This window comes from Lysobacter terrae (assembly GCF_054782215.1).
Genome location: NZ_BAAGSX010000001.1, coordinates 1,608,762 through 1,627,069 on the forward strand (window position 1 = coordinate 1,608,762; position 18,308 = coordinate 1,627,069).

The window sequence follows — 18,308 nt, forward strand, 5'->3', positions numbered from 1 at the left end:
GCCCGCAGAACGCGAATCGGCAATAGCATTGCCGACGCACCGCCTGGTCCGCCGTTTGCTGGTTATGTGGAGCTTTTCCAAGTGCTTGAAAAGCGCGCGGATTGTAACAGCGGAGGGCGCAGATTGCGACGGGCTTGGCCCTTTTCCGCCCGGTTAAACGCGAATCACGCGTCCGCTTGGCGGAGCGCCGCCTCGGTGGTCCATGTGAACAAGCGACTGGGCCGCAGGACGCCGCCTGAATCGATCTCGCCCAGTCCCAGGACGCGCCCCGTCTCGTCGTAGATCGCGACGCACTCGGCAGCGGCCGCCGCGTCCACAGGCAGCCGTTGCCCCTGACCCAGGCGCCGGGCCTGCGTGGCGTCGATCTGCACGCGCGGGAAACCCGTCAGCCCGACCTCGATCGGCAGCAGGCAGGCATCGAGGGCCGCTTCGCCCTGCCCTTCGGCGATGGCCAGCAGCTCCTCCAGGGTGAACATCCGCGGCGCCGTGAACGGGTCGACCCAGAGCCGCCGCAGAGTCGCGACATGGGCCCCGCACCCCAGGGTCTCGCCGAAATCGCGGACGAGGCTGCGCACGTAGGTGCCCGAGCCGCACTCGACCAGAAGGCGGATGCGGCCGCCTTCACGGCCCAGGACTTCGAGCCGGTCGACGACGACGTCGCGCTCGGGGGCCTCGATGGCCTCGCCGCGTCGCGCCTTTGCGTACAGCGGCTCGCCGCCCTGCTTCAGCGCGGAATAGATCGGCGCCCGCTGGCGGATTTCGCCTCGCAGCGGGGCCAGGGCGGCTTCGATGCGTGCGTCGTCCAGATCGACGGGCACCGGGCGCTCCAGCAGCGGCGCCCCATCGGCGTCGTCGCTGTCGGTGGTGAGGCCGAGCGCGGCGGTGGTTTCGTAGGCCTTGCGCGAGCCCAGCAGGAGGCCGGCGATCTTGGTCGCTTCGCCGAAGCAGACCGGCAGCAAGCCGGTGGCCAGCGGATCGAGGCTGCCGGTGTGGCCGGCCTTCTCGGCACGGAACAGATGGCGCACCCGCTGCAGCGCCTGGTTCGAGCTGAGCCCTTGCGGCTTGTCGAGCAGCAGGATGCCGTCGAGCTTGCGGAAGACAGTGCGGGGTTTCTTCATCGTGGCGTAAGGCGGGCTGCGGCGCGCCGGGAGTTGCCGGGATGGCGGGCTGACGCCCGCCTACTCGCTGCGGGATTACGCGTCCCCGCCGGGCGGGTTGTCGCGCAGCAGGTTGTTGATGCGCTCGCCGCGATCGACGGAGTCGTCGTAATGGAAATGCAGCTCCGGCACGTGGCGCAGCTTCATCGCCTTGCCCAGCTGAAAACGCATCTGTGGCGCCAGCTCCTTCAGCGCCTTCATGGCTTCCTTGGAGCGCTCTTCCTGCAGCGCGGTCACGAAAACCTTGGCATGGGCGAGGTCACGTGTGACCTCGACGTCGGAAACACTGACGGACGGCAGGCCGTGCTCGCGCACGGTCGTGTGCACGATCGCGCCCAGCTCGCGACGGAGCTGGGCGGAAACGCGATCGGTACGGTGGAACGACTTGCTAGGCATGGCTAGGGCACCTTACAGCGTGCGCTGGACCTCGATGCGCTCGAAGCATTCGATCTGGTCGCCCGGCTTGACGTCGTTGTACGCCTTGACGCCGATACCGCATTCGGTGCCGTTGCGCACTTCGTCGACGTTCTCCTTGAAGCGGCGCAGCGATTCCAGCTCGCCCTCGAAAATGACCGTGTTGTCGCGCAGCACGCGGATCGGCTTGTGGCGCTTGACCACGCCCTCGACCACCATGCAGCCGGCGACCGCGCCGAACTTGGAGCTGCGGAAGACATCGCGGACCTCGGCGGTACCGATGATCTCTTCGCGGATCTCCTTGCCCAGGATGCCCGAAGCCACCTGCTTCACCTGGTCGATCACGTCATAGATGATCGAGAAGTAACGCAGGTCGACGCCGTTGCCTTCGATCACCTTGCGCGCCGACGCGTCGGCACGGACGTTGAAGCCGATGATCGTGGCCTTCGAAGTCGCCGCAAGCGTCGCGTCGGATTCGGTGATGCCGCCGACGCCGCCGCCGATCACGTTGATGCGGATCGCGTCGGTGGACAAGCCGGTGAGCGCTTCGCGCAGGGCCTGCACCGAACCGTGCACGTCGGCCTTGACCACCAGGTTGAGCGTCTGCTGGCCGGCACCCTCGCCCATCTGGGCCATGATGTCTTCCATGCGGTTGCCCGCCTGGGCGACCAGGCGCGATTCGCGGCGCTTGGCGTCGCGCTGCTGCGCCACGTCCTTGGCCAGGCGCTCGTCCTCGACCACGACGAAGTCGTCGCCGGAATCGGGCACGCCCGACAGGCCCAGCACCTGCACCGGAATCGACGGGCCGGCGGCGTTGACCTGCGAGCCGGTCTCGTCGAACAGCGCACGCACGCGGCCGTATTGCACGCCGCACACGAGGTAGTCGCCCTTCTTGAGCTCGCCCTGCTGCACCAGCACCGTCGCGACCGGGCCGCGGCCCTTGTCGAGCGAGGATTCGATCACCACGCCGGTGGCGCGACCGGTCGGCACGGCCCGCAGTTCGAGCAGTTCGGCCTGGATCAGGATCGCGTCGAGCAGGTTGTCCACGCCCACGCCGGTCTTGGCCGACAACTCGACCATCTGCGTGTCGCCGCCGAAATCTTCGGCCACGACTTCCTCGGCCAGCAGTTCGTTCTTGACCCGCAGCGGATCGGCGTCGGACTTGTCGATCTTGTTGATCGCGACGATCAGCGGAACCTTCGCCGCCTTGGCGTGCTGCACGGCCTCGCGGGTCTGCGGCATCACGCCGTCGTCGGCCGCGACCACCAGCACCACGATGTCGGTGAGCTTGGCGCCGCGCGCGCGCATCTGGGTGAAGGCCGCGTGGCCCGGGGTGTCGAGGAAGCTGACGACGCCCTTCGGCGTTTCGACGTGGTACGCGCCGATGTGCTGGGTGATGCCGCCGGCTTCGCCGGAAGCGACCTTGGTGCGACGGATGTAGTCCAGCAGCGAGGTCTTGCCGTGGTCGACGTGACCCATGATGGTCACGACCGGCGGACGCGTGGTCTTGTCGCCCTGCGTCTCCTCCACGTGCGCCAGCAGCGCGTCTTCGGCGGTGTTCTCGCTGGCCTTGACCACGGTGTGGCCGAGTTCTTCGGTAACGAGCGCGGCGGTGTCGTGGTCGATGGCCTGGTTGATGGTGGCCATCACGCCCATCTTGAACAGCGCCTTCACCACGTCGCCGCCCTTCAGCGCGAGCTTCTGCGCGAGGTCGGCCACGGTGATGGTGTCGCCGATGGCGATTTCGCGCACGATCGGCGCGGTCGGGCGGGTGAATCCGCTGCCGGAACGGGCCTGTTCGGCATGGCGGCGCTGCGGCTTGGCCTTGCCTCGGGCGCCGGTCGATCGGCGCGCACGGTCGGATGCGCTCAGGTGCATCTGGCCGGCGAAACGGTTGGTGCGGTCGTCGTCCTCGACCGTCGCGACCATCGCGTGCGAGCCGCGGGTCTTGTGCGCGGGAGCGCCACGCGGCGCTTCCGGCGCGCGTGCCGGCGCCGGCTTGGGATGGCCATGCCCATGGCTGGTGGGCTTGCGCACCGGCGCGTCGTCATCGCCCACCACGGCACTGGCTTCGGCGAGCTTGGCCTGCGCTTCCTCCGCGGCCTTGGCGCGCGCGGCTTCTTCCGCGGCGAGGCGGACGCGCTCGATTTCGTCGGCACGGCGCTTGTCGACCTCGGCGAGCTTCTGCTGCTCGGCCAGATTGCGCTGCTTGGATTCCTCCAGCTTGCGCAGGATCTCGGCGCGCTCGTCGGTCACCGGCTCGCCCGTGCCCTTGTCGGTCGGCTTCACCAGCGTGACCTTCTTGCGCACGACGACGTCGACGGTCGCCTTGTTCTTGCCGCCGCCGACGGTCAGTTCTTCCTTGCGGCTGCGGTTGAGCGTGATCTTCTTCGGCGACTCGGTGGCTTCGGGGCTGTCCGCCTTGCCGTGCGAGCGCTTGAGGAAGCCAAGCAGCTTGACCTTCTCGATGCTGGTCACAACCTGGTCGGGGCCGCTGAATTTCATGCCGGCCTCGGCCAGCTGTTCCAGCAGCTTCTCGACCGGCGTATTCACCAGTTCAGCGAGCTTACGGATGGTGGTTTGCTGCGACATTCGGGTTCCGGTTTCCTTTGGCCACCGCGACGTTCCAGGGTGGCGATTGTAGGGCGGGTCCTGACCCGCCGCACTTCGCGTACCGCGGGCCCAGGCCCGCCGTACGCCAGATTGCATTTATTCGAACCAGTGCTTGCGCGCTTCCATGATCAGCGTCTTGGCACGGTCCTCGTCGACGCCTTCGATATCGGTCAGCTCATCGGTGGCGAGGTCGGCCAGATCGTCGCGGGTGACCACGCCGCGCGAGGCGAGCGTGAACGCGAGTTCCTCGTCCATGCCGGCCAGTTCGAGCAGGTCGGCGGCGGGCTGGTGCTCGTCGATCTCCTCTTCCGCGGCCAGGGCCTCGTTGAGCAGCGAGTCGCGGGCGCGCGAGCGCAGCTCCTCGACGATGTCCTCGTCGAAGCCTTCGACGGCGAGCAGCTCGCCGACCGGCACGTAGGCGATTTCCTCGACCGTGTTGAAGCCTTCCGACACCAGGATGCCGGCGATTTCCTCGTCGACCTCGAGCTTGTCCATGAACAGCTGGCGCGCCGAAGCCTGTTCGGACTCCGACTTCGCGGTGACCTGGTCCTGGGTCATGACGTTGAGCTGCCAGCCCGACAGGCGGCTGGCCAGGCGCACGTTCTGGCCGCCCTTGCCGATCGCCTGGGCCAGGCGGTCTTCCGCCACCGCCAGGTCCATCGAGTGCTTCTCTTCATCGACGATGATCGACTGCACTTCGGCCGGCGCCATCGCATTGATGACGAACTGCGCCGGGTTGTCCGACCACAGCACGATGTCCACGCGCTCGCCGTTGAGTTCGTTCGACACCGCCTGCACGCGCGAACCGCGCATGCCGATGCAGGCGCCGATCGGATCGGTGCGGTTGTCGTGCGCCTGCACGGCGATCTTGGCGCGGTCGCCCGGATCGCGGGCGCAGGCCTTGATGGACACCAGGCCCTGGCCGACTTCCGGCACTTCGAGCTTGAACAGCTCCATCATGAATTCCGGTGCGGCGCGGCTGATGAACAGCTGCGGGCCGCGCGGCTCGGTGCGCACGTCGAAGAGATAGCCGCGGACGCGGTCGCCGGCGCGCAGCACGTCGCGCGGGATGCCCTTGTCCTTCGGAATGATCGCTTCGGCATTGCCGCCGAGGTCGACGTAGATGTTGCCGCGCTCGGCGCGCTTGACGATACCGGTGACGAGTTCGCCGACGCGGTCCTTCCACCCGTCCACGACCTGGGCGCGCTCGGCTTCGCGCACGCGCTGCACGATCACCTGCTTGGCGGCCTGGGCGGCGATGCGGCCGAACTCCGGATTCTCGATCTGCTCTTCGATGTAGTCGCCGATCTCGACGCCTTCGGCTTCGTCGATCGCGTCCATCATGCGGATCTGGCGGTCGGGCGATTCCATGACCACGTCGTCGGCCACGACCTCCCAGCGGCGGAAGGTTTCGTAGTTGCCGTCCTTCTGATCGATGGACACGCGAACCAGCACGTCCTGGTCGTGATAACGCTTCTTGGCGGCCGACGCCAACGCGGCTTCGATCGCCTCGAAGATCACTTCCCGCGGCACGCCCTTCTCATTGGCGACCGCATCAACGACCAGCAGAAGTTCCTTGCTCATCTCTACTTACTCCGCACGGGACGGCTTGCTCGCCGCCGGCTTGTTGGTGGATTTCTTGTTCGCGGGCTTGCCTTTGGAAGACTCGCCCCTGGAAGGCTTGGCCGCCTTGCCCGGCTTGGGCTTGTCGACGCCTACCAGGCCCAGCGCGGCCCAGTCGGGGATCAGGCGCGCCTTCTCGATGTTGTCGCCGTGGACGACGAATTCATTGCCGTCGACGTCGAATGCGATGTTGTCGCCCTCGACCCGCACGATCCGCCCCTGCAGGCGACGGCGGCCGTCCTGCGGCAGACGCAGCACGACCTTGGCCGATTCGCCCGCGAAGCGCGCGAACTGCGCAGCGCCGAACAGCGGGCGGTCGATGCCGGGCGAGGACACTTCCAGCGTGTAGTGGCTGCTGATCGGATCTTCGACGTCGAGCTGGGCCGACACTTCGCGGCTCACCGCCTCGCAGTCGTCGATGGTCACCGCACGCGGTTCCTCACCCTCGCCTGCCGGCACATCGATATAGAGGCGCAGCATCGCGCCGCCCGGCGAGGGCAGGTATTCGGCGCCGAGCAGTTCCAGCCCGAGCGATGCGACGGTCGGAGCCAGCAATGCGACGATTTCGTTGGCCTTGTCCATTACTTCTACTTCCCTTGGAAGCCGCGCTACGCGCGGACTTGCAGGTGTGCCTGGAGCGTTCTTGCCTTGCGTGAAACTGACAGCCGGATGAACCGATCAGCACGAGCAGCGTGAAAGCCAAAATCGGAAACGCAAAAACAACAAGGGGCCCAACGGGCCCCTTGTCCGTTACCACTGGATTTCGGTGCAGCGGCGACCGATGTACCGGTCTCGCTGCAAAGCCCGAGCCTTGCGACTAAAAAGAAAAGCCTCGTGAGAGGCCTTTCTCCAGCCGAAGCTGGTAGCGGGGGTAGGATTTGAACCTACGACCTTCGGGTTATGAGCCCGACGAGCTGCCAGACTGCTCCACCCCGCAGCAGGAGCGGAATTATGACGGTTTGTGAAAATCCTTGCAAGCCGTCAGTTCAACAAAAATGCGTAGCGCGCGGAAAACCTTGGAAAAAGCCCTGGAAAAGCAGCCGTTTCAGGCGTGAAACGCGTACTTGCACCAGGCCATGATCGGGCTCCACGCGAAGCCCAGCGCCAGCAGCGCCAGCGCGTTGACACCGAACAGCACGCGCAGCGGGCGGTCGTTGCTGGGAGCGTGCTGCTCGCCCTGCGGCTCCTCGAAATACATCGCCTTGACCACGCGCAGGTAGTAGAACGCGCCCACCACGGCGAAGACCAGGCCGAGCACCGCCAGCCAGCCCATACCGCCTTCGAACGCGGCGCGCAGCACCGCCAGCTTGGCCCAGAAGCCCAGGAACGGCGGGATGCCGGCCAGCGAGGCCATGACGCACAGGATCAGGCCGGCCAGCCACGGGCTGCGGGCGTTGAGGCCGCGGTAGTCGTCGATGTTGTCGGCTTCGAAACCCTTGCCGGCGAGCACGACGATGGCACCGAAGGCCGCCGCCGACATCACCGCGTAGCTGATCGCGTAGAACAGCGCCGCCGCCATGCCCTGCTCGCCGCCGCCGGCCAGGCCGAGGAACAGGAAGCCGACATGGGACACGGTCGAGTAAGCCAGCAGACGCTTGAAGTTGGTCTGCACCAGCGCGCTGAGGTTGCCGATCACCAGCGAGGCGACGGCCAGCGCGGCCAGCAGCAGGCGCCAGCGGTCGTCCAGCGGACCCGCGCCGGTTTCCAGCAGGCGGAAGGCCATGCCGAAGTACGCCAGCTTGGGCGCGGAGCCGATGAACAGCGTGATCGGCGTCGGCGCGCCGGTGTACACGTCCGGCAGCCACATATGGAACGGCGCCGCGCCGAACTTGAAGGCGATGCCGGCCACCGTGAACACCACGCCGGTGAGCAGCAGGGTCGTGTTCGAGGTCGCAGCGGCGGCCGCACCGATCGTTGCCAGGTCGAGCGTTCCGGTCGCGCCGTAGATGAGCGACATGCCGTACAGGATCAGGCCCGAGGCCAGCGAGCCCAGCACGAAGTACTTGATCGCCGCTTCCGAGGCGATCGGACTGTCGCGGTCGACGGCCACCAGCGCGTATGAGCACAGCGCCAGCATTTCCAGGCCCAGGTACACCATCACCAGGCTGCCGGCCGACACCAGCAGCATCATGCCGGCGATCGCGAACAGCATCAGCACCGCGATCTCGCCCTGATACAGGTTGCGCTCGCGCAGGTAGGGCCAGCCGTAGATCAGGGCGAAGGCGCTGACGCCGCAGATCGCCACCTTCATCACGTCGGCCGCGGTATCGCGCACGAACATGCCGTTGAGCACCGTGCCCTGCCCGCCCACGCCGGTCGCGATCATGCCGATGACCACCACCAGCGTTGCGATGGACAACAGGTGCGTGACCACGCGATAGCGCGCGTCCACGAACAGGTCGAGCATCAGCCAGGCGAACGCCGCGCCGACGAGCACCAGCTCGGGCAGCAGCGGCATCAGGTCGGCAATGGTGGGCGTGATCATCTGCATGTTCGTTTCTCTAGCGGTACGGTCGCGCGGCGTGTCTTGCAGCTCGCGTGTTTACAGCTTCGAAGTGGCGATCTGGGTGGCGAGGTTGGCGATCGAGGGTTCCATCAGGTCGGTCAGCGGCTTGGGCCAGATGCCCAGCGCCAGCACGCCGGCCGCGAACACGCCCAGCACGATCGCTTCGCGGAAATTGATGTCTTCCATTTCCGCGACGTGAGCGTTGCCGACTTCGCCCCAAATCACGCGCTTCACCAGCCACAGGGTGTAGCCCGCGCCGACGATCAGCGTGGTCGCCGCGGCGAACGCGATCAGCGGGTGCTTCTGGAAGCTCGACAGGATCACCATGAACTCGCCGACGAAACCCGACGTGCCCGGCAGGCCCGAGTTGGCCATCGCGAACAGCACGAAGAAGGTCGCGAACCACGGCATCACGTTCACCACGCCGCCGTAGTCCTTGATCATGCGGCTGTGCATGCGGTCATAGAGCACGCCCACGCAGGTGAACATCGCGCCGGAGATGAAGCCGTGGCTGATCATCTGCACCATCGCGCCTTGCAGGCCCAGGCGCGCGGCATCGTAGTTGCCGTAGTCGCGCACCAGCGCGAAGGCGATAAACGTGCCCAGGGTGACGAAGCCCATGTGCGAAACCGACGAGTAGGCGATCAGCTTCTTCATGTCGTCCTGGACCAGCGCGACCAGGCCGACGTACATCACGGCGATGAGGCTGAGGACGATCACGAACATGGCCCAATCGGTACCGGCGTCCGGCACGATCGGCAGAGTGAACCGCAGGAAGCCGTATCCGCCGATCTTCAGCATGATCGCCGCCAGGATCACCGAACCCGCGGTCGGCGCTTCCACGTGCGCATCCGGCAACCAGGTGTGCACCGGGAACATCGGCACCTTCACCGCGAAGGCGGCCAGGAAGCCCAGGAAGATCCACTTCTGTTCTTCCGCGCTGAGCTGCAGCGCGTACATGTCGGCCAGCTGCCAGCTGCCGCCCTTGAGGTACATGTAGATCAGCGCGGCGAGCATGAACACCGAGCCGATAAACGTGTACAGGAAGAACTTCACCGCGGCATACACGCGGCGCGGGCCGCCCCAGACGCCGATGATCAGGAACATCGGGATCAGCATGGCCTCGAAGAACACGTAGAACAGCATCGAGTCCAGCGCGGAGAACACGCCGACCATGAGGCCTTCGAGAATCAGGAACGCGGCGTAGTACTGGCTGACGCGCTTCTCGACCGAGCTCCACGCGGAGATCAGCACGAGCAGCGAGGTCAGCGTGGTCAGGCCGATCAGCGCGACCGAGATACCGTCGGCACCCAGGCTGTAGCGGATGTCGTAGGCCGGAATCCACGCATGCTCTTCGCCGAACTGCATGCCCGGATTGGCGTAGTCGAAGCCGGTGAACAGCGGAATGCTCAGCAGCAGCGTCGCGAAGGCGACGGCGATGCCGAACCAGCGGGCGCCGTTCGCGCGTTCGTTGCCGAATGCGAGGGTGGCGAAGCCGCCGAGGATCGGCAGCCAGATCAGGAGGCTAAGCAAGGGCCAGGAGGTCACGTTGCGAGGTCCTTGTTGTAATCAGCGCCAGTAGCGGATGACGACGGCCAACGAAACAATCAGGCCGATGATCATCGCGAACGCGTAGTGGTAGAGGTAGCCGGTCTGGCCGCGGCGCACCAGGCGCGCGGTGAATTCGGTGACGCGGGCGCTGGCGTTGACCAGGCCGTCGATCATGTTGCTGTCGATCCAGCGCGAGAGCTTGCCGAGGAGCACGCCGCCGCCGGCGAAGCCGCCGATCCACAGCGCGTCCATGCCGTACTTCTCTTCGAGCACGCGCACGGGCACGGAGAAGATCTTGCGCAGCTTGGCCGGGAGTTCCGGCTTGATCAGGTACAAGTACGTGGCGGTCAGGAAGCCGGCAAGCGCGAGCCAGAACGCGGACAACTTGGGTGCGAATGCGTGCAGCGCGAACTGGACCGGGCCGTGGAATTCCTCCGCCAGCTTGCCGACCGTGTCCTGCGCCGCCGGCAGATCGATGGAACCCAGGAAGAACGGCAGCTGCTTGGCATGGCCGAGCATGTCGGTGCCGAACAGCAACGGCCCGACGGTGACGAAGCCGATCAGGATCGACGGGATCGCCAGCAGGATCAGCGGCACCGTCACCACCCACGGCGACTCGTGCGGCGTGTGCGCATGGTCGTCGTGGCCGTGGCCATGCGCGTCGTCGCCGTGCGTTTCATGCTCGTGCGCGAGCGCGTCTTCGTGCTCGGTCGAATCCGCTTCCGGCGCCACGTAGTGGTCCGGCACCGGATCGTGGAAGTGTTCCTTCCCGTGGAAGGTCATGTACAGCAGGCGGAAGCTGTAGAACGAAGTGACGAAGGCGCCCAGCAGCACGGCCCAATAGCCGTAGGTCGCCACCCAGTTGTGGGCTTCGTGCGCGTGCTCGGCGGCGGCCTCGATGATGGTGTCCTTCGAGTAGAAACCGCTGAAGAACGGCGTGCCGACCAGGGCTAGCGTGCCGATCACCATGGTGATGTAGGTGATGGGCATGTACTTGCGCAGGCCGCCCATGCGGCGCATGTCCTGCTCGTGGTGCATGCCGATGATGACCGAGCCGGCGCCGAGGAACAGCAGCGCCTTGAAGAAGGCGTGGGTCATCAGGTGGTACACCGCGGCCGAGTACGCCGACACGCCCAGCGCGACGGTCATGTAGCCCAGCTGCGACAGGGTCGAGTACGCGACCACGCGCTTGATGTCGTTCTGCACGATGCCGATCAGGCCGGTCCAGAACGCCGTGGTGGCACCGATGAACAACACGAAGTTCAGCGCGGTCTCGCTCAGCTGGAACAGCGGCGACATGCGCGCGACCATGAAGATGCCCGCGGTCACCATCGTCGCGGCGTGGATCAGCGCGGAGATCGGGGTCGGGCCTTCCATCGAGTCCGGCAGCCACACGTGCAGCGGCACCTGCGCCGATTTGCCCATCGCACCGATGAACAGGCAGATGCAGATCACCGTCGCCACCGACCACTCATGGCCGTTGATGATCGAGATGTTGGTGGTAGCGATCGTCGGCGCATTGGCGAACACGGTCGCGTAGTCCAGCGAGCCGAACATCAGCAGCACCGCGGCGATGCCGAGCAGGAAGCCGAAGTCGCCGACGCGGTTGACCAGGAACGCCTTGAGATTGGCGAATACCGCGGTCGGGCGCTTGAACCAGAAGCCGATCAGCAGGTACGAGACCAGGCCCACCGCTTCCCAGCCGAAGAAAAGCTGCAGGAAGTTGTTGCTCATCACGAGCATCAACATCGAGAAGGTGAACAGCGAGATGTAGCTGAAGAAGCGCTGGTAGCCCGGATCTTCTTCCATGTAGCCGATGGTGTAGACGTGCACCAGCAGCGACACGAAGCTCACCACGACCATCATCATCGCGGTGAGCTTGTCGATCATGAAGCCGACATGCGCATCGATGCCGCCGACCTGGAACCAGGTGTAGACGTTCTCGTTGAACGGCGCGGCGCCCTGCGACACCAGCTGCCACAGCACGTACATCGACAGCGCGCAGCTGATCGCGACGCCGCCGATGGTGACGCTGTGCGCGCCGACGCGGCCGATGCGGCGGCCGAACAGGCCGGCAAGGATCGCGCCCAGCAAGGGCGCGAGCACGATGATCAGCAGATGGGTTTTGGAGATAGCCATTTTTTATCCGTCGACCAATCGTGTAGCTCGGACCATTAGCGTTTTTGTTTGTATCACTGCCATCCCTGGCGAAACCGAATGAGCTTTCGGATAACCCGGCCCGGACATCCTGTCCGTGCGTTCGCCGATGCGCGAGCCAGTGGCTCGCAAGCGCATCGACTCACCCCTTAAGGCTGTCGATCTGAGCAACGTTGATCGTGCGGCGGTTACGGAACAGCGTGACCAGAATCGCCAGACCGATCGCGGATTCCGCCGCGGCCACGGTCAGGATGAAGAACACGAACACCTGCCCCGCCGCGTCGCCCAGATGGCGCGAGAACGCGACGAAGTTGATGTTGACCGAGAGCAGCATCAGCTCGATCGACATCAGCAGGATGATCACGTTCTTCCGGTTCAGCACGATGCCGGCGATGCTGATGCAGAACAGCGCCGCGCCGAGCGCGAGATAGTGGCCCAGGGCCACGCCTTCTCCGAGCAACGTCACGGCTGCACCTCCTCGCCTGCGGCCGGAGCCTGCGGCGGCTTCACGGCGTCCATCTTGATGATGCGGATGCGGTCGGCCGCGCGCACGCGGGCCTGTTCCGACGGATTCTGATGGCGCGCGCCCGGACGGCGGCGCAGCGTCAGCATCACCGCGGCGATCACGGCGACGGTGAGGATCACCGCGGCGACCTCGAACGGCAGCATGAAGTCGGTGAACAGCGCGTTCGCCAGCCACTTGGTGTTGGGAATGTCGCCGGCATTGGCCGCGTTGTCGGCGAACGGCGTGGCGATGGCGGCCTTGACCCCGATCAGCGTCAGCATCTCGGCCAGCATCAGCACGGCGACGATCAGTCCGAACGGCAGGTAGCGGACGAAGCCCTCGCGCAAGGGCGCGACGTCGAGGTCCAGCATCATCACCACGAACAGGAACAGGACCATCACCGCGCCGACATAGACCAGGACCAGCGCGATGCCGAGGAATTCGGCGCCGGAGATGATCCAGGTGCAGGCGACGGAAAAGAAAGTCAGCACCAGGAACAGCGCGGAATGCACGGGGTTGCGGACGGTGATCACGCCCAGCGCCGCCATGGTGGCCATGGCGGCAAAGGCGAGGAATGCGATTTTCACGAAATCCATGGCGGCCTCAGCGGAACGCGGCGTCGGTGGCGCGACGCTCGGCGATTTCGGCTTCGAGCCGGTCGCCGATCGCCAGCAGCTGCGGCTTGGTGACGATGTTCTGGCCGCGCTTCTCGAAGTGATATTCGTGGATGTGCGTCTCCACGATCGAATCGACCGGGCAGGACTCTTCACAGAACCCGCAGAAGATGCACTTGAACAGATCGATGTCGTAGCGCGTGGTGCGGCGGGTGCCGTCTGCGCGCTTTTCCGAGTCGATGGTGATCGCCAGCGCGGGGCACACAGCCTCGCACAGCTTGCAGGCGATGCACCGCTCCTCCCCGTTCGGGTAACGGCGCAGCGCATGGATGCCGCGGAAGCGCGGCGACTGCGGCGTCTTCTCCATCGGGTACATCAGCGTGTACTTCGGCTTGAACAGGTACTTGAGCGTCAGCCCGAGTCCCTGCAGCAGCTCGACGAGCAGAAGGCTCTTGAAGTAGGAAACGATGCGAGTCATGCCTTTCTCACTGCCCCGGCGTGAACACGTTGAAGTACGCCAGCAGCGCGGTGACGCAGATCCACGCGATGGTCAGCGGAATGAATACCTTCCAGCCCAGACGCATGATCTGGTCGAAGCGGTAGCGCGGGAACGACGCGCGGAACCAGATGAAGCAGCTGGCGAAGAAGAACACCTTGGCCAGCAGCCACCACCAGCCGTTGCCAAGGACAACCGACAGCACAGGCACGTCGGCAACCCAGGCAGCCGGAATGGGCGACAACCAGCCGCCGACGAAGAAGATCGAGACCAGGAAGCTGATCAGGATCATGTTCGCGTATTCGGCGAGGAAGAACAGCGCGAACGCGGAACCCGAATACTCGACCATGTGGCCGGCAACGATTTCCGATTCGCCTTCGACCACGTCGAACGGCGCGCGGTTGGTTTCGGCCACGCCCGAGATGAAATACACCACGAACAGCGGCAGCAGCGGCCACATGAACCACTCGAATGCGCCCGCGTTGCCGGCCTGCGCCATCACGATGTCGGTGAGGTTGAGGCTGCCCGCGGCGATCAGCACGCCGACCATGGCGAAGCCCATCGCGATTTCGTAGGACACCATCTGCGCCGCGGCGCGCATCGCGCCGAGGAAGGCGTACTTCGAGTTCGAGGCCCAACCGGCAAGGATGATGCCGTACACGCCCATCGAGGTCATCGCCAGCAGGTACAGCAGGCCGGCGTTGGCGTTGGAGAGCACCAGCTTCGCGTCGAACGGCACTACCGCCCAGGCCGCGAAGGCCGGCGCCAGCGCCAGCAGCGGCGCGAACTTGAACAGGAACGGCTGCGCGCGCGTGGGCTGGATGACTTCCTTGAACAGCAGCTTGAACACGTCGGCGAAGGCCTGAAGGATGCCCTTGCCCACGTACATCGGGCCGCGGCGCACGTGCATCCAGCCGATCAGCTTGCGTTCCCACACCACGTAGAACGCGACCGTGATGATCACCGGCATGGCGATCAGCAGGACCTTCAGCACGATCCAGGCGACGGTGCCGCCGGCGCCGAAGCCCAGCATCCAATCGCGGAAAGAATCGACAGCCAGCATTACGCCCTCCCCGCCTGCACGCGGCCCGCACCCAGCGGTGCAGTGGCCCCGTGACCGCTTTCAATCCATACCGTGCCGCGTGCGACCGTGTCGCTGACGACGACCGGCAGCGTCGCCGTGCCGGCAGCGGCAGTGAACTTGCCGATCACGCCGTCGCGGAAACCCAGCGCTTCCGCATCGGCCGGATGCATCAGCGCGTGCGGCTCGACGTTGAGCGGATGCGACTGCAGGCCCGGCGCACGACGCACGACGGCATCGCTGCGATAGATCGCGGTGCCCACGGCCAACTCGAGGCCTTCGCCGGCCACGGTCGGCGCGGCGCCCGCCGCCGGACGCACGTCCAGGCGATGGATGCCGGCGCGAAGACCCGCCAGATCGGTGAACTCGAAGCCCGCCACGCCCAGTTCGCCACCGAGCGCACGCAGCACGCGCCAACCGGCGCGCGCATCGCCCGGCAGCTTGCCGCCGGCGACGGTGCTCTGCTCGAAGCCTTCCAGGTTGGTCAGCGTCGCTTCGATTTCCGGCAGCGCACCGATCGGCAGGATCACGTCCGCCACGGCGTGCGTGGAGCGGCAGGCGAACTGGCTGAACGCCACGACCTGCGCCGAAGTCAGTGCCTTGTTGGCGCTCGCCACATCGGCGAAGTCCAGGCCCGGTTCGATGCCATAGAGGATGTAGGCCGAGCGCGGCTGCGCCAGCATCGCCTGCGCATCGCGCGAACGCGGCAGCACGCCGTGCTTCGACAGGCCGACGGCATTGGCGCCCTGCGGAATGCGGCACACGCGGGCATTGGTCGCTGCAGCCAGCTCGGTCGCCGCCTTGCGGATGGCCGACGCGTACGGGCTGTTCTCGGCGACACCGCCGACGATGACGACGGCGCGCGTCGCATCCTTCAGCGCATCGCGCAGGCCGGCGTCGGCCAGGGACGCGGCGATCTGCGACGGGGCAACGATGCGGTTGCTCGCGGTCTTGAAGGTGAAATCGAAGTCGACCGGATTGACGACATGCACCTTGGCGCCACGCGTCCACGCCTTGCGCACGCGGGCGTGCAGCAGCGGGACTTCATGGCGCAGGTTGCTGCCGACGATCACGATCGCATCGGCATGGCTGAGTTCGGCGACCGGCACGCCGAAGGTTTCGGCGACGGCGGCGTCGGACAGATCGCGCTGCGAGATGCGGTGGTCGATGTTGCCGGTGCCCAGGGCGTCGGCGAGACGGGCCAGCAGCGCGCCCTCTTCGTTCGACGTGGCCGGGTGGACCAGCACGCCCAGGTTGTCGGCGCCGTTGCCGCGCAGGATCTGCGCGGCCTTGGCGAGCGCTTCTTCCCACGAGGCTTCACGGAAGTCGGCGCCATCCTTGATCAATGGCTTGGTCGCGCGATCGGACGCGTACAGGCCCTGATGCGAATAGCGGTCGCGATCCGACAGCCAGCACTCGTTGACCGCTTCGTTGTCGCGCGGCACGGTGCGCAGCACTTCGCCGCGGCGCACGTGCAGGAACAGGTTGCTGCCCAGCGCATCGTGGTAGCCCAGCGATTCGCGCGCGGTCAGTTCCCACGGACGCGCCTTGAACTGGAACACCTTGTTGGTCAGCGCGCCGACCGGACAGACGTCGATGACGTTGCCGGACAGCTCGGTGGTCAGCGGCTTGCCGTCGAAGGTGCCGATCTGCAGGTTCTCGCCGCGGTACATGCCGCCCAGCTCGTAGGTGCCGGCGACTTCCGCGGTGAAGCGCACGCAGCGCGTGCACTGGATGCAGCGGGTCATCTCGGTGGCGACCAGCGGACCGATGTCCTCGTCCGGCACCACGCGCTTGCGCTCGGCGAAGCGGCTGACCGAACGGCCATAGCCCAGCGACAGATCCTGCAATTCGCACTCGCCGCCCTGATCGCAGATCGGGCAGTCGAGCGGATGGTTGATCAGCAGGAACTCCATCACGTTGCGCTGCGACTTCAACGCCTTCTCGCTGCGCGTGGTGATCTTCATGCCATCCATCACCGGCGTGGCGCAGGCCGGCGCCGGCTTGGGCATCTTCTCCACTTCGACCAGGCACATGCGGCAGTTGGCCGCGATGCTCAGCTTGTCGTGGTAGCAGAAACGCGGGATCGCGATGCCGGCCTTGTCGGCGGCGCTGATGATCATCGAGCCCTTGGGCGCGGCCAGTTCGACGCCGTCGATGAAGACGGTGACGTGGTCCGGCGGAAGGTTCGGATTGATGGGCTGTGCGCTCATGGTTATGCGGCGACCTTTTCCACGACGGTGCCGGCGCGCTGGTCGTCGACCAGGAAGCGCTTGTTCACGATCGCGTATTCGAACTCATCCCAGTAATGACGCAGGAAGCCCTGCACCGGCCACGCCGCGGCTTCGCCGAAGGCGCAGATGGTGTGGCCTTCGATCTGGCCGGCGGCGGCGCGCAGCATCTGCAGATCCTCCAGCGTCGCCTGCTTTTCGACGATGCGGGTGAGCATGCGGTACATCCAGCCGGTGCCTTCGCGGCACGGCGTGCACTGGCCGCAGCTTTCCTTGAAATAGAAGCGCGCGATGCGCTGGCAGGCGCGCACCATGCAGGCGGTTTCGTCCATCACGATCACCGCGCCCGAACCCAGGCCGGAACCGGCCTTCTGGATCGAGTCGTAATCCATGGTCAGGCCCAGCATGGTCTCGCCCGGCAGCACCGGCATCGAGGAACCGCCCGGGATCACCGCCTTGAGCTTGCGGCCGTCGCGCATACCACCGGCGAGCTGCAGCAGATCGGCGAACGACGTACCCAGGCGGATCTCGTAGTTGCCCGGACGGGCGACATGGCCCGATACCGAGAAGATCTTCGGACCGCCGTTGTTCGGCTTGCCCAGGTTGAGAAACCACTCCGCGCCGTTGCGGATGATCGCCGGCACCGAGGCATAGGTCTCGGTGTTGTTGATCGTCGTCGGCTTGCCGTACAGGCCGAAGTTGGCCGGGAACGGCGGCTTGTAGCGCGGCTGGCCCTTCTTGCCTTCCAGCGATTCCATCAATGCGGTTTCTTCGCCGCAGATGTAGGCGCCGGCGCCGAGCGCGTTGTAGATGTCGATGTCGATGCCCGAACCGAGCACGTTCTTGCCCAGCCAGCCGTGCTTGTAGGCCTCGGCGAGGGCTTCCTCGATGTGCTCGAACGGCTCGTGATGGAACTCGCCGCGCAGGTAGTTGTAGGCGACGGTCGAACCGGTCGCATAGCACGCAATCGCCATGCCCTCGATCACCGCATGCGGGTTGTAGCGCAGGATGTCGCGGTCCTTGGCGGTGCCCGGCTCGGATTCGTCCGAGTTGCACAGGATGTACTTCTGCGTGCCCGAACCCTTGGGCATGAAGCTCCACTTCAGGCCGGTCGGGAAGCCCGCGCCGCCGCGGCCGCGCAGGCCGGACTGCTTGACGGTGTCGACGATCGTCGTCGGGTCGATCTTCTCGGTGAGGATCTTGCGCAGCGCCGCGTAACCACCCGTCTTCAGGTAGTTCTCGTAGGACCAGGGCTTGTCGAAGTGCAGCGTCGTGTAGACGACGTTGTGCTCCTGCGGAACGGGCCCGACGGGACCGTGCGCTTCAGAGCCGTGGTGTTCGTTGTGTGCCATGCGGTTCC

14 protein-coding genes and 1 tRNA gene are annotated in these 18,308 nt (G+C 65.9%); all 15 read right to left on the minus strand.

What is annotated here, in order from left to right; translation table 11 throughout:
• Positions 1-164 precede the first annotated feature (164 nt).
• The 15 genes from truB to nuoF all read right to left on the minus strand — a co-directional run bounded on the left by truB (position 165) and on the right by nuoF (position 18,300).
• Entirely contained in the window at positions 165-1,118 is a 954-nt protein-coding gene (truB, locus tag ACYVJ8_RS07510; RefSeq protein WP_460710792.1) for a tRNA pseudouridine(55) synthase TruB, read from the minus strand.
• Between the two features lie 75 nt (positions 1,119-1,193).
• Positions 1,194-1,553, minus strand: a complete 360-nt coding sequence (gene rbfA, locus ACYVJ8_RS07515) for a 30S ribosome-binding factor RbfA (protein ID WP_460710794.1) — start codon at positions 1,551-1,553, stop codon at positions 1,194-1,196.
• A 12-nt stretch (positions 1,554-1,565) separates the two neighbouring features.
• Positions 1,566-4,163, minus strand: a complete 2,598-nt coding sequence (gene infB / locus ACYVJ8_RS07520) for a translation initiation factor IF-2 (protein WP_460710796.1) — start codon at positions 4,161-4,163, stop codon at positions 1,566-1,568.
• A 117-nt stretch (positions 4,164-4,280) separates the two neighbouring features.
• The gene (gene nusA, locus ACYVJ8_RS07525) at positions 4,281-5,768 is read right to left on the minus strand and encodes a transcription termination factor NusA (RefSeq protein ID WP_460710798.1); all 1,488 of its coding nucleotides are present in this window, start codon (positions 5,766-5,768) and stop codon (positions 4,281-4,283) included.
• Between the two features lie 6 nt (positions 5,769-5,774).
• Positions 5,775-6,389 (minus strand): ribosome maturation factor RimP, encoded by a 615-nt coding sequence (gene rimP, locus ACYVJ8_RS07530; protein WP_460710800.1) that lies wholly within the window; start codon positions 6,387-6,389, stop codon positions 5,775-5,777.
• Positions 6,390-6,667: 278 nt separating this feature from the next.
• Positions 6,668-6,744 (minus strand) — tRNA-Met (locus tag ACYVJ8_RS07535).
• 108 nt (positions 6,745-6,852) lie between these two features.
• Positions 6,853-8,292, minus strand: coding sequence for an NADH-quinone oxidoreductase subunit NuoN (gene nuoN, locus ACYVJ8_RS07540; protein ID WP_460710808.1), 1,440 nt, complete (start codon positions 8,290-8,292; stop codon positions 6,853-6,855).
• A 57-nt stretch (positions 8,293-8,349) separates the two neighbouring features.
• A complete protein-coding gene (locus ACYVJ8_RS07545) occupies positions 8,350-9,861 on the minus strand; it encodes an NADH-quinone oxidoreductase subunit M (protein ID WP_460710810.1) in 1,512 nt (503 codons plus the stop codon).
• 21 nt (positions 9,862-9,882) lie between these two features.
• Positions 9,883-12,003 (minus strand): NADH-quinone oxidoreductase subunit L, encoded by a 2,121-nt coding sequence (gene nuoL / locus ACYVJ8_RS07550; RefSeq protein ID WP_460710812.1) that lies wholly within the window; start codon positions 12,001-12,003, stop codon positions 9,883-9,885.
• A 160-nt stretch (positions 12,004-12,163) separates the two neighbouring features.
• Positions 12,164-12,466: an NADH-quinone oxidoreductase subunit NuoK gene (gene nuoK / locus ACYVJ8_RS07555; protein ID WP_460711101.1), complete on the minus strand. Its 303-nt coding sequence runs from the start codon at positions 12,464-12,466 to the stop codon at positions 12,164-12,166.
• Between the two features lie 17 nt (positions 12,467-12,483).
• Entirely contained in the window at positions 12,484-13,122 is a 639-nt protein-coding gene (locus ACYVJ8_RS07560) for an NADH-quinone oxidoreductase subunit J (protein WP_460710813.1), read from the minus strand.
• Between the two features lie 7 nt (positions 13,123-13,129).
• The gene (gene nuoI / locus ACYVJ8_RS07565) at positions 13,130-13,618 is read right to left on the minus strand and encodes an NADH-quinone oxidoreductase subunit NuoI (protein WP_457097390.1); all 489 of its coding nucleotides are present in this window, start codon (positions 13,616-13,618) and stop codon (positions 13,130-13,132) included.
• Positions 13,619-13,625: 7 nt separating this feature from the next.
• Positions 13,626-14,699 (minus strand): NADH-quinone oxidoreductase subunit NuoH, encoded by a 1,074-nt coding sequence (gene nuoH, locus ACYVJ8_RS07570; protein ID WP_460710816.1) that lies wholly within the window; start codon positions 14,697-14,699, stop codon positions 13,626-13,628.
• Entirely contained in the window at positions 14,699-16,930 is a 2,232-nt protein-coding gene (gene nuoG, locus ACYVJ8_RS07575; RefSeq protein ID WP_460710818.1) for an NADH-quinone oxidoreductase subunit NuoG, read from the minus strand. The genes nuoH and nuoG overlap by 1 nt, the downstream gene beginning before the upstream one ends.
• 2 nt (positions 16,931-16,932) lie before the next feature.
• A complete protein-coding gene (nuoF, locus tag ACYVJ8_RS07580) occupies positions 16,933-18,300 on the minus strand; it encodes an NADH-quinone oxidoreductase subunit NuoF (RefSeq protein ID WP_460710820.1) in 1,368 nt (455 codons plus the stop codon).
• Between the last annotated feature and the right edge of the window lie 8 nt (positions 18,301-18,308).

Excerpts from the sequence above, each read along its gene's own strand:
- truB (WP_460710792.1), bottom strand. The coding sequence starts at position 1,118 with ATGAAGAAACCCCGCACTGTCTTCCGCAAGCTCGACGGCATCCTGCTG.
- rbfA (WP_460710794.1), bottom strand. The coding sequence starts at position 1,553 with ATGCCTAGCAAGTCGTTCCACCGTACCGATCGCGTTTCCGCCCAGCTC.
- infB (WP_460710796.1), bottom strand. The coding sequence starts at position 4,163 with ATGTCGCAGCAAACCACCATCCGTAAGCTCGCTGAACTGGTGAATACG.
- nusA (WP_460710798.1), bottom strand. The coding sequence starts at position 5,768 with ATGAGCAAGGAACTTCTGCTGGTCGTTGATGCGGTCGCCAATGAGAAG.
- rimP (WP_460710800.1), bottom strand. The coding sequence starts at position 6,389 with ATGGACAAGGCCAACGAAATCGTCGCATTGCTGGCTCCGACCGTCGCA.
- nuoN (WP_460710808.1), bottom strand. The coding sequence starts at position 8,292 with ATGATCACGCCCACCATTGCCGACCTGATGCCGCTGCTGCCCGAGCTG.
- nuoL (WP_460710812.1), bottom strand. The coding sequence starts at position 12,003 with ATGGCTATCTCCAAAACCCATCTGCTGATCATCGTGCTCGCGCCCTTG.
- ACYVJ8_RS07560 (WP_460710813.1), bottom strand. The coding sequence starts at position 13,122 with ATGGATTTCGTGAAAATCGCATTCCTCGCCTTTGCCGCCATGGCCACC.
- nuoI (WP_457097390.1), bottom strand. The coding sequence starts at position 13,618 with ATGACTCGCATCGTTTCCTACTTCAAGAGCCTTCTGCTCGTCGAGCTG.
- nuoH (WP_460710816.1), bottom strand. The coding sequence starts at position 14,699 with ATGCTGGCTGTCGATTCTTTCCGCGATTGGATGCTGGGCTTCGGCGCC.
- nuoG (WP_460710818.1), bottom strand. The coding sequence starts at position 16,930 with ATGAGCGCACAGCCCATCAATCCGAACCTTCCGCCGGACCACGTCACC.
- nuoF (WP_460710820.1), bottom strand. The coding sequence starts at position 18,300 with ATGGCACACAACGAACACCACGGCTCTGAAGCGCACGGTCCCGTCGGG.